This window comes from Streptomyces sp. F63, assembly GCF_018070345.1.
Taxonomy (GTDB): domain Bacteria; phylum Actinomycetota; class Actinomycetes; order Streptomycetales; family Streptomycetaceae; genus Streptomyces.
In genome coordinates this window covers 277,091-291,212 of sequence record NZ_JAGPXX010000008.1, presented here as the reverse complement: position 1 = coordinate 291,212, position 14,122 = coordinate 277,091, and the positions used below count along the sequence as shown (strand labels likewise).

The 14,122-nt window shown below is 73.6% G+C and carries 10 protein-coding genes, 1 tRNA gene and 2 pseudogenes; 12 read left to right on the top strand and 1 reads right to left on the bottom strand.

What is annotated here, in order from left to right:
- From KBZ10_RS12375 to KBZ10_RS12320, 12 genes and pseudogenes are all read left to right on the top strand, one after another.
- Positions 1 to 804, top strand: an 804-nt coding sequence (locus KBZ10_RS12375; RefSeq protein WP_210987610.1) for an EboA domain-containing protein, incomplete at its 5' end; no start/stop codon positions are given.
- A gap of 118 nt (positions 805 to 922) precedes the next feature.
- Positions 923 to 1,774 (top strand): TatD family hydrolase, encoded by an 852-nt coding sequence (locus KBZ10_RS12370; protein ID WP_210987609.1) that lies wholly within the window; start codon positions 923 to 925, stop codon positions 1,772 to 1,774.
- Positions 1,775 to 1,777: 3 nt separating this feature from the next.
- Positions 1,778 to 2,662: pseudogene (eboE, locus tag KBZ10_RS12365) on the top strand (metabolite traffic protein EboE); the annotation flags it as partial.
- A gap of 300 nt (positions 2,663 to 2,962) precedes the next feature.
- Positions 2,963 to 3,148, top strand: a pseudogene (locus tag KBZ10_RS30530) (xylose isomerase); the annotation flags it as partial.
- Between the two features lie 374 nt (positions 3,149 to 3,522).
- Entirely contained in the window at positions 3,523 to 4,938 is a 1,416-nt protein-coding gene (locus KBZ10_RS12355) for an alkaline phosphatase family protein (RefSeq protein ID WP_210987634.1), read from the top strand.
- 391 nt (positions 4,939 to 5,329) lie between these two features.
- The gene (locus KBZ10_RS12350; RefSeq protein ID WP_210987608.1) at positions 5,330 to 6,397 is read left to right on the top strand and encodes a sugar phosphate isomerase/epimerase; all 1,068 of its coding nucleotides are present in this window, start codon (positions 5,330 to 5,332) and stop codon (positions 6,395 to 6,397) included.
- Positions 6,398 to 6,655: 258 nt separating this feature from the next.
- A tRNA-Leu gene (locus KBZ10_RS12345) sits at positions 6,656 to 6,743 on the top strand.
- A 198-nt stretch (positions 6,744 to 6,941) separates the two neighbouring features.
- Entirely contained in the window at positions 6,942 to 7,271 is a 330-nt protein-coding gene (locus KBZ10_RS12340) for a ribbon-helix-helix protein, CopG family (protein WP_210987607.1), read from the top strand.
- Positions 7,268 to 7,753 carry a hypothetical protein gene (locus KBZ10_RS12335; protein ID WP_210987606.1) on the top strand — a complete coding sequence of 162 codons (486 nt, stop codon included), beginning with the start codon at positions 7,268 to 7,270 and terminating at the stop codon, positions 7,751 to 7,753. Before KBZ10_RS12340 ends, KBZ10_RS12335 begins: the two co-directional genes overlap by 4 nt.
- Before the next feature lie 30 nt (positions 7,754 to 7,783).
- On the top strand, positions 7,784 to 8,137 hold the full coding sequence (locus KBZ10_RS12330) for a hypothetical protein (RefSeq protein WP_210987605.1): 354 nt from the start codon (positions 7,784 to 7,786) through the stop codon (positions 8,135 to 8,137).
- Between the two features lie 283 nt (positions 8,138 to 8,420).
- Positions 8,421 to 10,055: a hypothetical protein gene (locus tag KBZ10_RS12325; RefSeq protein ID WP_210987604.1), complete on the top strand. Its 1,635-nt coding sequence runs from the start codon at positions 8,421 to 8,423 to the stop codon at positions 10,053 to 10,055.
- Between the two features lie 323 nt (positions 10,056 to 10,378).
- Positions 10,379 to 11,251, top strand: coding sequence for a YndJ family protein (locus KBZ10_RS12320; RefSeq protein ID WP_210987633.1), 873 nt, complete (start codon positions 10,379 to 10,381; stop codon positions 11,249 to 11,251).
- Between the two features lie 446 nt (positions 11,252 to 11,697).
- Here the strand turns inward: KBZ10_RS12320 and KBZ10_RS12315 are convergent, their stop codons facing one another.
- On the bottom strand, positions 11,698 to 13,851 hold the full coding sequence (locus KBZ10_RS12315; RefSeq protein WP_210987603.1) for an ATP-dependent helicase: 2,154 nt from the start codon (positions 13,849 to 13,851) through the stop codon (positions 11,698 to 11,700).
- Positions 13,852 to 14,122 lie beyond the last annotated feature (271 nt).

Sequence of the window (14,122 nt, the reverse complement as noted above, 5' to 3'; positions counted from 1 at the left end):
ACTGTCCCCACCGGCCCCACCGGATCCGCCGGCCCCACCGGATCCGCCGGATCCGCCGCCCCCACCGGTGCCACCGGCCCCACCGGCCCGTCCCGGGCAGCTGGCCTCACTGCCCTCACCGCCCTCACCGCCCCCACCGACACCGCCCGCGTCCTCCTCCTCCACGCCGCGCGCGCCACGCCCGGCACCCTCGCCCGCCTCTACCACCAGGGCACCGCCGCCGAGCGCCGCGCCGTCCTGCTGGCCTTGCCGTACCTCCCGGGGATCGGGGCCGAGGCCGTCCCCCTCGTCGAGGACGCCCTCCGGGCGAACGACACCCGGCTGATCGCCGCCGCCGTCGGACCGTACGCGGCGTGGCACCTCGGCCCGCACGCCTGGCGCCACGCCGTGCTCAAGTGTCTGTTCACCGGAGTGCCGGCCGCCGTCGTCGCGGGCCTCGCGGACCGGGCCCGCGGTGACGCCGAACTGGCCCGGATGCTCGGCGACTACGCCCGCGAGCGCACCGCGGCCGGCCGCCCCGTCCCGCCCGATCTCGACCACGTTCTGTCCCTGACGGAGACGCGGCCGCCCGCCGCGGAGTCATCCGCCGCCAAGCCGCCCGCCGCGGAGCTGTGCCCCACCGGGGCCTCCCCCGCCGAGCTGCCCGCCCCCGAGCCGCCCGCCGCAGACCCGGCGGCGTCCCCCGCGCAGTCCGAGCCGCCCACCGCGCAGTCCGAGCCGCCCACCGCGCAGTCCGAGCCGCCCCCCGCGCAGTCCGAGCCGTCCGCCGCAGCCCCGGCGGCGTCCGCCGCAGACCCGCCGTAGCCCCCGAGCCGTCCGCCGTAGCCCCCGAGCCGCCCACCGCAGACCCCGAGCCGTCCGCCACGGAGGATCCCGAACCGTCCGCCACGGAGCCCGCCGCGACCGAGGAGCCCTGACGCCCATGCGCATCTTCGACCCGCACATCCATATGACCTCGCGCACGACCAACGACTACGAGGCCATGTACGCGGCGGGCGTCCGCGCCGTCGTCGAGCCGTCCTTCTGGCTCGGCCAGCCCCGCACCGCACCGGCCAGCTTCTTCGACTACTTCGACGCGCTCCTCGGCTGGGAGCCGTTCCGCGCCGCCCAGTACGGCATCGCGCACCACTGCACGATCGCGCTCAACCCGAAGGAGGCGAACGACCCGCGCTGCGTCCCCGTCCTGGACGAGCTGCCGCGCTATCTCGTCAAGGACTCGGTCGTCGCCGTCGGGGAGATCGGCTACGACTCGATGACCCCCGCCGAGGACGAGGCCCTCGCCGCGCAGCTCCAGCTCGCCGCCGACCACGAACTGCCCGCCCTGGTCCACACCCCGCACCGCGACAAGGCCGCCGGCCTCCGCCGCACCCTCGACGTCGTCCGCGAATCCGCCGTCGACCCCGGGCTCGTCCTGCTCGACCACCTCAACGAGACCACCGTCGACGAGGCGCGCGACAGCGGCTGCTGGCTCGGCTTCTCCCTCTACCCCGACACCAAGATGGACCCGGAGCGCATGGTCGGAATCCTCCGCTCCCACGGCACCGAGCGCATACTCGTCAACTCCGCGGCCGACTGGGGCCGCAGCGACCCGCTGACGACCCGGCAGGCCGGTGACGCGATGCTCGCCGCCGGCTTCACCGACGACGAGGTCGACCAGGTCCTGTGGCGCAACCCCGTCGCCTTCTACGGGCAGAGCGGGCGGCTCGACACGGCCGCCCCCGCCCCGGCCACCGCCACCCACGAGGGCAACTCCATACTCCGGGGAGGCTCCTGACCCGTGCGCTTCCGGCATCCCGACGGCTCGACCGTCCACCTCGCGTACTGCACCAACGTCCACCCCGCCGAAACCCTCGACGGCGTGCTCCGCCAGCTCCGCGAGCACTGCGAACCCGTACGCCGCCGCCTCGGCCGGGACCGGCTCGGCATCGGCCTCTGGCTGGCCCGCGACGCCGCCCGCGCGCTCGTCGCCGACCCGGCAGCGCTGCGCTCCCTCCGCGCCGAACTCGACCGCCGCGGTCTGGAGGTCGTCACCCTCAACGGCTTCCCGTACGCGGGCTTCGGCGCCGATCGCGTCAAGTACCGCGTCTACCGCCCCGACTGGACGGAACCGGAACGCCTCGGCCACACCACCGACCTCGCCCGCCTCCTCGCCGCGCTGCTCCCCGACGACGAGCCCGAGGGCACCGTCTCCACCCTCCCCCTCGCCTGGCGCACTCCGTACAACGCCGCCTCGGAACGGACCGCCCGCCGGGCCCTCACCCTGCTCGCCCAGCGGCTCGACGCCCTGCAGGACCTCACCGGCGCCTCCATCCGGATCGGCCTCGAACCGGAACCCGGGTGCACCGTCGCCACCACCGCCGACGCAGTCACCGCCCTCGGCGGCCGGGGCCGCCCGCCGCTCCACCGCATCGGCGTCTGCGTGGACACCTGCCACCTCGCCACCGAGTTCGAGGAACCCGGCCCGGCCCTGGACGCACTCGGCGCGGCGGGCATCCCCGTCGTCAAGGCCCAGCTTTCGGCGGCACTGCACGCCGAACAGCCCGGGCGGGAGGACGTACGGGCCGCCCTGGCCGCCTTCGCCGAACCCCGCTTCCTCCACCAGACCCGCACCCGCACCCCGGCGGGTGAGGTAGCCGGCACCGACGACCTGCCCGAGGCCCTGGGCCTGCCCACCACCGAACCGACCGACCCGCTCACCCCGGCCGACCCGCTCACCCCGGCTGATGCCGGAATTTCCGCCGGCCCCGCACCCTCGCATCACCGGGCCGACCCCGCCAGCCCGACCGCCTCCAACGGACATGCCGACCAAAACCGTTCCGCCGACGCGGTCGTCGCCGCTGGCCGGGCGGCCGCCACTGCCCGGATCACGCCCGTAACACCCAACGCACCCCTGGTGGTCGCGGAGTCCGCCGCAGAGACGGCGCCCGAGGCGCCGCCCGCGCCCCCCGGCCCCACCCCGTCCCTTCCCACGACCGCCCCCTGGCGGGTCCACCTCCACGTCCCCCTGCACGCCGCACCGCCGCCGCCGCTGAGTTCGACCCTCCCCGTCCTCCGCGACACCCTCACCCGGCTCGTCGGAGGCCCGGCGCCCCTCACCCGGCACCTCGAGGTGGAGACCTACACCTGGCAGACCCTGCCGCCCGAGCTGCGCCCCCGCACCCGGGCCCGGCTGGCCGAGGGCATCGCCGCCGAACTCCGCCTTGTCCGCGACCTGTTGACCGACCTCGGCCTCAAGGAGCTGCCGTGACCCCCGCCGGTACACCGGACCCGGACGGTACGGGCCCAGCCGGGAAGACCCCCGGCGCAGCGGACCCCCGGGACGCCCGCGCACCGGGGGAAGCCACCCCCGGCGTCCCGGAACGGGACCGGACGGCCGGCCCCGCTCGCCCCGACACCTCGGACGACACAGCGCCCCCGGACCACACGGGCGACCCGGAACACGCGGACAAGCCGGGCCGGCCGACCCGCCCGGACGCCGTTCCCGCCGGCACGGCCCGTACGGCCCGCACGGAGGACCCGGGCATCCCGGACGACGAGGCCCCCCTCGCCCCCCGCCGGCTGCTGGTCCTCGACGTCGTCGGCCTCACCCCCCGCCTCCTCGCCCACATGCCCAACCTCCGCGAGCTGGCCGAGACCGGCGACCGCGCGCCCCTGGAGACCGTCCTCCCCGCCGTCACCTGCGCCGCCCAGTCGACGTTCCTCACCGGCGTCCCGCCCGCCGAGCACGGCATCGTCGGCAACGGCTGGTACTTCCGCGAGCAGGGCGAGGTGCTGCTGTGGCGGCAGCACAACGGCCTCGTCGGCGGCGACAAGCTCTGGGACGCCGCCCGCCGCGCGCACCCCGGCTACACCGTCACCAACGTCTGCTGGTGGTACGCGATGGGCGCCGACACCGACATCACCGTCACCCCGCGCCCCGTCTACTACGCCGACGGCCGCAAGGAACCGGACTGCTACACCCGCCCCGCCGCCCTCCGTGACGAACTCACGGAGAAATGCGGCACGTTCCCGCTCTTCCGCTTCTGGGGCCCCGGCGCCGATCTCACCTCCACCCGCTGGATCATCGACGCCACCCGTCACCTCATGCGCACCCGCCCCACCGATCTCACCCTCTGCTATCTCCCGCACCTCGACTACGACCTCCAGCGGTACGGCCCCGACGACCCCCGCTCCCACGCCGCCGCCACGGCCCTCGACACCGCCCTCGTCCCGCTCCTCGACGAGGCCCGGGCCGCCGGGGCGACGGTCGTCGCGCTCTCCGAGTACGGCATCACCCGCGTCAGCCGCCCCGTCGACATCAACCGGGCCCTGCGCCGCGCCGGGCTGCTGGAGGTGTACACCCAGGACGGCATGGAGTACCTGGACCCCTGGACGTCCCGCGCCTTCGCCGTCGCCGACCACCAGCTCGCCCACGTCTACATCCGCCGCCCCGGCGACCCGGGGGAGACGGCCGCCGTCCGCGAGGCCCTCGCCGCCCTCCCCGGCATCGCCGAACTCCTCGGCGACGAGGGCAAGAAGGCCCACGGCCTGGACCACCCGCGCTCCGGCGAACTGGTCGCCGTCGCCGAACCCGACGCCTGGTTCACGTACTACTACTGGCTGGACGACGACCGCGCCCCCGACTTCGCCCGCCTCGTGGAGATCCACCGCAAACCCGGCTACGACCCGGCCGAGCTGTTCATGGACCCGGAGGACCCCTACGTCCGGCTGCGCGCCGGAGCGGCACTGGCCCGCAAGAAGCTCGGGATGCGCTACCGGATGGCGGTCGTCCCCCTGGACCCCTCACCGGTGCGCGGCAGCCACGGCCGCCTGCCGGACCGGGAGGAGGACGGCCCGCTGCTGATCTGCTCCCGCCCGGGCGCGCTCCGCGCCGGCGGCGGCCCGGTCCCGGCCACGGCCGTCAAGTCCCTCCTCCTGCGCCTGGCGGGGCTGGGCTGACCCGGCCCGGCCCGGCCCGGTCCGACCGGCCCGGACACGGCACCGTGCCGCGCACGGCGGCTCCGGCACCACCGCACCGCCCGCTCGCCCCGAGCCACCGGGACCGCCACCGCGCCGCCCGCACCGTCCGCCACCGTCCCGTGCCACCGGGACCGCCACCGCGCCGCCCGCACCGTCCGCCACCGTCCCGAGCCACCGGGACCGTCACCGCGCCGCCCGCACCGCCCCGTGCCACCAGGAACCGCCACCACTCCGTCCGCCCGGCCGCCGGGACGGCGGAACCGCCCGCAGGACCCGCACCCCGCCCGCACCCCGCACCCGCACCCCGCACCCGCACCCGCACCCCGCACCCGTCTCCCATCCCCACCCTCTTCCCGACAGGAGCGTCACCGTGAAGCACGACTCCGAGCTCGCCCAGCGCCTCCGCAGCCTCCGCCGCCGCGGGTTCCTCGGCGTCGCCGCCGGAACCACCGCGGCCGCCCTCCTCGGCACGGCCGGTGCCACGACCGCCCGCGCCGCGGAGACCGGCACCCTCGCCGGAGCCTCCGCCCGCACCGGACGGGGCCGCCCGCTCCTGCCGCCCGGACGGCTGGGCGTGCAGCTCTACAGCCTCCGCGACCAGGTCTCCACGGCCGGTTTCGCCCGCGTCTTCGCGGAACTCGAGAAGTACGGCTACGACGAGATCGAGTTCGCCGGCTACACCCAGGGCACGGCGGGCCCGATCACCCTCCCCGAGCTCCGCCGCCTGGTCCGCGACAGCGGCCTGCGGGCCGTGGGAAGCCACGTCGGCTACTACTCCGACGACCCCACCGCCTACACCTTCGCCACCAGCCTCGACCGGGTCCTGGACGACGCCGCCGAGCTGGGCCTGAAGCACATCGGCACTGCCAGCGGCCCGTTCCGCTACGGCGACACGGTCGACGCCTGGAAGCGCGCAGCCGAGGACTTCAACACCTACGGCGCCGCGGCCAGGGAGCGAGGCATCACCTTCTACCAGCACAACCACGCCGAGGAGTTCTCCTTCGCGAGCGACCGCCCCGACATCCGCCTGTACGACGTGCTGCTCGCCGAGACGGACCCGCACCTGGTCTCCCTCGAAATGGACATCTACTGGGCCTACTGCGCCCAGTTCCGCTTCAGCGTCCGCCCGGACGGCAAGCCGGCGCCGTTCGACCCGATCGACTACGTCCTGAAGCAGCCGCACCGCTACCCGCTCTTCCACGTCAAGGACGGCGAACACGACCCGTCCACCCGCGACGGCTACCGCATGACGGACGTCGGCGACGGAGACATCGACTACCAGCGCTTCATCGGCGGCGTGGAACGCCTGGCCCGCCACCGCCGCCGAAGCGGCTCGCACCACTGGATCGCCGAACACGACAACCCGGCCGACTCCCTCTCCTTCGCCCGCCGCTCGGCGGCCCACCTGCGCTCCCTCCGCGCCAAGCCGGACTGCTGACGGCGGCCGCCCGCCCCGCCACCGTCCGTCACCACCGGAGCCGGTGCGCCCCGGCCGGTGCCCGGCGGTGGACGGGGCGGCCGCAGCCGGCCGGCCCGGGCTCCCGACCACCGGTCCGGAACTGGTCGCTCTCCGTCATAGTGGCTGGTCACCGCAGACGCGGGGGCCCTCCGCCCGCTCGGCATACGAAGGTGAAACACACCCGGAACCCCTGGTATCGTTGGTGCCGTCGCTGCGGGAAACCGAGGCGCTCACCTTGTCCGGGTGGCGGAATGGCAGACGCGCTAGCTTGAGGTGCTAGTGCCCTTTATCGGGCGTGGGGGTTCAAGTCCCCCCTCGGACACCAGTGGGAATTACCGGTCGAGTCATGTGCCTCGACCGGTAATTCTTCGTTTCCGATGCCTCACGCCTCGCAATCAGCTCGGTGTGGGGGCGGGCATGAGCTTGGGCTCTGACGCTCCGGACGCCGTGACCAACTGCCGCCCCCTCTCTCACGAGTCCCACAGCACTCGCATCGCCGTCATACGCGTATTACGATGCCTTCGTGGCAAAGACGCGGATCAGTATCAGCTTGGACCAGGACCAGGCCGAACGCATCAGGCAGCACGCGGAGCGGGCGGGCATCGACGTCTCGGCGTACCTGGTGCATGCCGCCACGCGCCAGATGGCCGAGAGCGACGCCATAGAGGAACAGTTCGCCGAGGTGGACGCAGTCATCTCCCGGGCGGAGCGAGCGGCGGACGGACTGCCCGCCGAATCCGCCCGGGAACCGGCCGCGGAACTGACGGAGCAGGAACGCCTCGAGGTCGAGGAGGCCCTGGGCCTCGTCCGCGGCCAGGACCGGCAGGGCCGCCGTCCAGGCCATGCCGCGTGAGCGCACGGGTGCCGGTCTACGACACCGGCATGCTCATCGCGCTCGCCGACCGCAAAGCCAAGGCGGTGGCTCTCCATGAGGGGCTGCGTACGCTCCCGCACCGGGCACTGGTGCTCGGCCCGGTCCTCGCCCAGGTGTGGCGCCCCCAGCCGGCGCTGGTGCACGCCCTGTCCGGCATCCTGAAGGATTGCACGGTTCCTCAGGCGCGTACGTCCGAGCCGCCCATGCGCGAGACGAAGACCGGCCGTCCGGAGTGCCTGGCCTGCGCGACAGGTCCGGACCTCGCGGACTGGCGGCGCATCGGCACCGCCCTGGGCAGGGCGGCCCTGCCGGCGAAGAAGCGGCCGGACGCGGTGGACGCCTGGGTGGCCCTGGCGGCCGCCCGGCATGGCAGCGCGGTGATCTTCACCACCGACCCGTCGGACATCCGGGCCTACCTGACGATCCTCGCGCCGACAGACGTACACGTGGTGGCCGTTTGACTACCGGGAACCACGCTCTGCCCAGTCCAGATGGTTGCGGAGGCGCTGAACGAGCCTTCGGCAGGGGAGGAGCGCGGGGCTTGGTCCTGCGCGCAGGCCGATCGCCGTCTATCCGGTCTCCGGCACGGTCGCGGTCGTCTTCCGGCATCTGAAGCGACGCCCGCCGTTCGACGACGAACCGCTGCGGCGGGCGCTGCTGGCCCGGTTCAACGAGATCGAGAGATCGACCTGGCCGCGTCGAAGCTGGACCTGCGCCCGTCGTTCTCCCTGGAGGTCTTCACCGAGCACAGCGAGGAAATCTGCGCGGTACTGGAGTGGTTCGCGCACACGGTCGCCGTGGCCGAGGCCCACCGGAAGGCGGAAGGGCAGCCGACCGTGCTGTGAGGGGTCCCGGGGACGGTCGCGTCGTCGGCCGTCCCGCCGAGGGATGAGGCGATCGACCCACCACCTCTGCGGCCCACCGGGCCGAGTCGGTCAAGCGCCTCAAGGCGCTTGGGGCGACGGCACCGAGGTGGACACGTTCCGCTAGGCGCAGAGTGGTGTCGGTGGGCAAGAAGAAAGGGGCAGTGGCCGGTGAACGGCGAGTGCCCCTTTAAGACTCCCGCCAGCATACCACGGGCTCATCCGCTGTGCGCAGAGCCTTCTCGTGACCGGCTAGGGTGCTGCGATGGCTTCGCCTCCCGCCTCGGACCCGTACGCCCGGCACGTGCTCGCCCGTATGGCCGATTTCTTCACCGACGAAGGTACCCCGTGGGCACGCCGACTGTGGGACATAGGGTCGGTGCTCGCGCTTGAAGAACTGTGGGAGGCCGGGTATTGGCAGGCCAATGGGGTGCTGTCACAGACCGCCTGTGACTGGCAGCGCAATGAGCTCAACGCCTTGATCGGGCCCGACCGCGGACTCGGGGACAAGGAGCTGCGCAAGGAGCTCACGGGGCTGCTCAGGAACTCGCTACCGGATCCGAGCCCCGAGCGGCGCCGCCTCAAGGAGATCATCGGGCACGTTCGGGCCGGTTACCTGGAGCGGTGGGCGGCTGCGGTCAGCGCTCCCGTGGAGCAGCGGGTGAAGCTGGAGCGGTTCTCGCGCACGGTGGCCTCGCACCTGCTCGATCTGGGGTACAGCGCCAGCCACCTGAGGGCGTGGGCCAGGGACCTGTACCGGGACCGCGCCACTACCGCGGACATCGCGGACAGTGCCGCCGAACTCGCCCGGACCCCGGCCCGTGTGTTCGAGGTGCTGGTGGCGCTGGAGAAGGTGCCCCGGCGGGAGCTCGCCGAGCCGCTGGAGGGCTGGTTCGACAAGGGCAAGGTCGTGGCCTGGCTGCGCGAGCACGGGCACGACACCTCGGGCATCCGGCCTGGAGGCGGGTTCGTCTACCGCATCACGGCGCTCGATGCGTTCAGCGCCGCCGATCAGGCTCGGCAGATGGTGGAGCGTATGACCGCCCGTTCCCAGTTCCTGCGTCGGGACCGGGGCGGGGTGGTGCCCTTTCCCCGGCTCTGGGTCGCGGACCATCCGCAGCCCATCCCGCTCAATCCTCCAGCACGGGGCGCGGATGTTCTGACCCTCGTCAATGAAGGACATCTGTACCAGGTCGCCGGCCGGCGCAGCCGGATCGATGAGGCACTGGAACTCGCGGCCGCGGTCAACCGCGGGCCGATGGCACCGGCCGTCGCCGGCGCCTGGGCCGCTGTCGAGTCGTTGCTGTCGCACCCGGACGATCCCAAGGACAACGAACGGTCGGGAAAGGCTGTGGCAGCCGACCGGATGGCGGCGATCATCGCCTGCTCCTGGCCCCGCGCCGAACTGACCGCCCTCGCACACCGCCACAGGCCGAGGGCGGGCGACGATCTCTCCCGTTTGATCACGGCATGCACGACGAATCAGGAACGCGCCCGTCTGGTGGCCGAAGTGCTGCACGCGCATGGTGCCCCGGCCCTGGACTTCACCAGCGCGTCCACCAAATACACCGACTGGCCCGCGGCCCAGCGTATGGCCGACCTGGTCAAGACCCCTCGCCCCGTCCTGGGAGACGTCAGGTGTGCCTTCCGGATCGCGCTGCGGCGGCTGTACCGCACCCGGAACATCATCCTGCACGGCGGAGCCACCCGGGGCGTGGCCCTGGAAGCCTCGCTGCGCACCGGCGCCCCGCTGGTCGGTGCGGGCCTGGACCGCATCGTGCACGCCGCGTACGCCGAAGATCTCTCCCCACTTGACCTCGCTGCCCGTGCCGAAGTAGCCCTCCAACTCGTCAGTGGTGAGACCGGGCTTTCTGTGGTCGATCTTCTGGAGCCCGTCTGACCATCGGCGTGCGCATGCGCCCCGGCAAGGCTGACCACTCGGCCTGAGCCAGGCCTCAGCAGCCGGTCGGCAGGCCGGTCCGAGGGCGTTGAGGTGACAGGTTCGGCGCGGGCCTCTGTGAATTGTCCCCGCCGGACCGCCGCTGCCGGCGGCGCTCCCGCGGTCAGGAGCACTCCGGGGCGACGCGAGTCAACAGGACCTAAAATAAAGGGAGTTGATGAGCCGGAGGGCCGGGCACTCCGGCGGCCCCCGGGGGAACGGCGGCCCGGACGAGGTCTAGGCTCGGTGGCAGTCGGCTGCTGGGGGGCTCCGTCATGACCGCTCTGACCGTGCTGGTGAACCTCGTCGTCATGCTGGGCATGTTCGCCGTCGTGCCGATGGGGCTGGCGCTCGTCGGCGGTCCCGAAGCGGCCCGGGCGCGTCCGTGGTGGCTGCTGGGTGCCGTCCCCGGGGCGGTGGCCCTGTGGCTGCCGCGCGGTGGCCTGGCCCTCGCGCTGGCCGTGCTGTACGCGCTGGCCACCGTCGCCCTCGCCGCGCAGGCCCCGCTGCGGCTGGCCCGCACCCGGTCCCTGGCGCCCGCCGAGGTCGCCGTCCTGACCGCGCTGGCGGCGCCGTCCGTCGCCGGGGTGGCGCTGGTCGCCGAACGCGCGGGGTACGAGCTGTTCGGCTTCGAACTGGAGATCCTGGCGCTGACCGTGCCGCACTTCCACTTCGCCGGGTTCGCCGCCGCGCTGGTCGCCGGCCTGGTCTGCCGGACCGACGGCGGCCGTGCGGCCCGGGCCGCCGCATGGAGCGTGCCGGTCGGCACCCTGCTCGTCCTCGTCGGCTACTTCCTCGGCGACTGGGCCGAACTCCTCGGAGCCGCCGTGCTCACCGCCGGGATGTGGCTGGTGGGTTACGCCGTCTGGCGCGGTCCACGGGCCGGCAGCGCCGACCGCACGACCCGTGCGCTGCTCACCGTCTCGGCGGCGGTGCTCGTCGCGACCATGGCGCTCGCCCTGAGCTGGGCCCTCGGCGAGGCCACCGGCCTTCCCCACCTCTCCCTGACCTGGACGGCCGCCACCCACGGCGTGGGCAACGCCCTGGGTTTCGCCCTGTGTTCACTGCTCGCCTGGCGCCGCCTGACGGGATCCGCCACCGGACCGGTACCGGTCCGGCCGGGCGGCGGACCCGGGGGGGACATCCCGCGGTGGTGACACCCCTGACCGCAACGGCTGGGAGGGCGGCGGCGCCATCCTGACCAACCTCCCGCCGCGGACCAACCAGCAGATCGAGTTCGCTGACCTCAACTGCGACCGCAGGGCCGACTACATCGCCATCGACCCCGACGGCGTGCCCAGGGCCTGGTTCAACACCGGCGGCAGCCGGTGGACCGAGCGCGGACAGATGGCGACGGGCACCGGCGGCGTCGTGGCCCTGCCCGAGCTCGACGGCGACGGCCGGGCCGACTGGGTCAGGATCGCCCGCAACGGCGCGCTCGATGCCTGGCTCAACAGGGGCGGTGACTGGCTGGACCGTGTTCCGGACGGCGCGGGCGAACGGCGTTCCGAACCGGGAGCCACAGCCGGCGGGCTCTGTGGACCGGCGCAAGCGGCCGGGCGGGCCCGGAGCCCGCGTAGCCGCCGTGCACCCGGCTCCCGCATCACACCCCCGCCTCCACCAGGAACGGGCTCGGGTCGCCGGCCCAGGAGACGTACAGGCTGTCGCGAGCCCTGGTGCAGGCGACGAACAGCAGGCAGCGCTCCGCCATCAGGTCCGTCTCGTGCTGCTTGGCGTCCACCTCGGGCGGTGTGACGGCCCGGGGGAAGGGCAGCGCGCCCTCGTTCACGCCGATCACCGCGACGCAGCGGAACTCGAGTCCCTTGAACGAGTGCATCGTTCCGACCCGGACCGCCTCCGCCTCGCCCTCCGCGTCGGCGGCCCGCAGCGGTGCGGTGGGGATGCCGGCGGCCTTCAGGTGCGCCACCGCCTTCGCGCACGTCTTGTTGAAGCGCGTGCTCACCCCGATCTCACCGGCCCCGACGCCCGCCTCCCGCCACGCCTGCACCCGGGCCACCAGCGCGTCCAGTTCGGCCTCCTCGTCCGCCGCCGCGTGCAGGGCGGGCCCGTCGCCGTGCAGGGCGGAGCGGTAGCCGAGCAGCGTGTCGGGGCGGTTCTCGTCCTCCAGTTCGGCGATCGGGCGGCCGACGAGCAGTGCCGTGGACCAGCGCAGGATCTCCTGGGTGCTGCGGTAGTTCTTGCGCAGCTTCACCGACCGCCCGGTCACCTTGATGCCGAGCGACTTCAGCGACACCTTCGCGTCGTAGATGCGCTGGTGCGGGTCACCGGCGATGAACAGGTCGTCCGGGCGGGCGGGGACGGCCGCGCGCAGCAGACGCCACTGCGCGGGGTGCAGGTCCTGCGCCTCGTCCACCACCACATGCCGGTACCGCGGCCCCTTCACCTCCAGCAGCCGCGCCGCCTCCGCGCACGTCTGCAGCCAGATGCGGGCGCCGTCCGCGGCCAGACCGGCCGTGAACCGCTCCACGGTCTCCCACACCAGGGGCCGCTCGGCCGCCGTCAGCCGGCTGCCCCGGCCGCGCCGGTCCGCCGCCTCGTACGCGGCCGGGGTCCTGATGTCCTGGGCCAGGACGACGTGCCGGTACTCCTGGGCGAGGAACTGCGCGCTGCCGGTGAAGCCCGTCGCCTCGGCGGCCTCGGCCCAGCGGCTCTCCTCCTCACGATGCATCAGCGGTCGCAGCGGCACCGCGCCCGGCTCCTCGGCGACGACACGGCTGGCGAAGCCGTCCACCGTCGAGATGTCCACGCGCCCGCGCAGCTCCGGGTCCTCGACCAGCGACTCCAGACCCGAACGGAGCGCGTTCACCAACGCGTTGGTGTACGTCGTGAGCAGGACGCGCTCGCCGTCGCGCAGATACCCGAGCAGGTGCTTGACCCGATGCAGCGCCACGACGGTCTTGCCGGTCCCCGGCCCGCCGCTGACCTGCGCCGGCCCGGAGTACGAGGCCCGGTAGGCCACCTTCCGCTGTGAGGGGTGCAGGAACACCCGCCAGGCCGCGAACGGCTTCTCGAGGATGTCCCGCAGCTCCTCGGAGGCCGTGACCAGCGCGATACGGGCCCCGCTGTGCCGGATCGCCGTCTCGTAGTCCCCGGTGCCGCCCGGCTGCTCCGACGCCTGCGCCTGGAGCGCGGGCGCCACGATGTCCTGCCACACCTCCTCGACCGTGCAGCCCGCCGCGAGGTACTGCAGCACCTCCCGCTGGTCCTGCGGCAGCAGCGGCGCGAAGACCTCCAGCTGCTCCTTGTCGACGAGCGTCCGGGCCTGCCGCAGCGTCTCGGCGTCGATGCCGAGCGCCGTCAGGTCCCCGTCGGAGAACTTCGCGAACAGCCGCTGCTTCGGCGAGGCTTCCGCCACCCGCTCGTAGGCCGGGGTGATCTCGTCGAGAGTGGCCGCATCCCGGATTTCGACGGCCCGCGTCACCGCGTTGATGCTGGATTTCTGCTTCTTCGCCCAGGCGATGGCCTTGTCGTGCTGCATGACCCGCAGCAGCACGAAGGTGTCACCGGAGGGCGGGGCGAGGACGACACCGCGCCAGAACTGGTCGATGCGGATCGTCCGGATCTGCTGGTCCTTCGCGTGCGTCAAACTCTCCAGCTTCAGCCCCGGATCCTTGAAGAGCTGGTCGAGGGTGAGCCGGCCGAACTTCTCCCAGGCGTCGAGGACGCCCTTCCGCACCGGCGGCTGGAGCTTGGGGAGTTCGGCGAAGAAGCCGATGTCGAACGCGAGCTGCGGCATGACGGGATCCTAGGGGCGGGACGGGCGGCGAGGTGGGCGGAACGGGCGGTTCGGGACGGGGAACCGGCGGGCCGGCCAGAACAACGGGCCGGCGGGGGCGGCCAACCGGCGGGCCGGCGCGGCCAACCGGCGGACGAGGGCGGCGCACCCCGGGAGTCCGGGAAGGGAGCAGGCGGGGCGGGGCGGTGGGCCGGGGTGTCAGGAGGCGAGTCAGGGGGGCCGGAAGATGGGCCGGGGCGTCAGGAGGCGAGCCAGAGGGGCCGGAAGGCAA

Bases quoted from the DNA above. Each gene is read 5' to 3' on its own strand.
- KBZ10_RS12325 (WP_210987604.1), top strand. From the start codon at position 8,421: ATGGCTTCGCCTCCCGCCTCGGACCCGTACGCCCGGCACGTGCTCGCC.
- KBZ10_RS12370 (WP_210987609.1), top strand. From the start codon at position 923: ATGCGCATCTTCGACCCGCACATCCATATGACCTCGCGCACGACCAAC.
- KBZ10_RS12315 (WP_210987603.1), bottom strand. From the start codon at position 13,851: ATGCCGCAGCTCGCGTTCGACATCGGCTTCTTCGCCGAACTCCCCAAG.
- KBZ10_RS12330 (WP_210987605.1), top strand. From the start codon at position 7,784: ATGGTTGCGGAGGCGCTGAACGAGCCTTCGGCAGGGGAGGAGCGCGGG.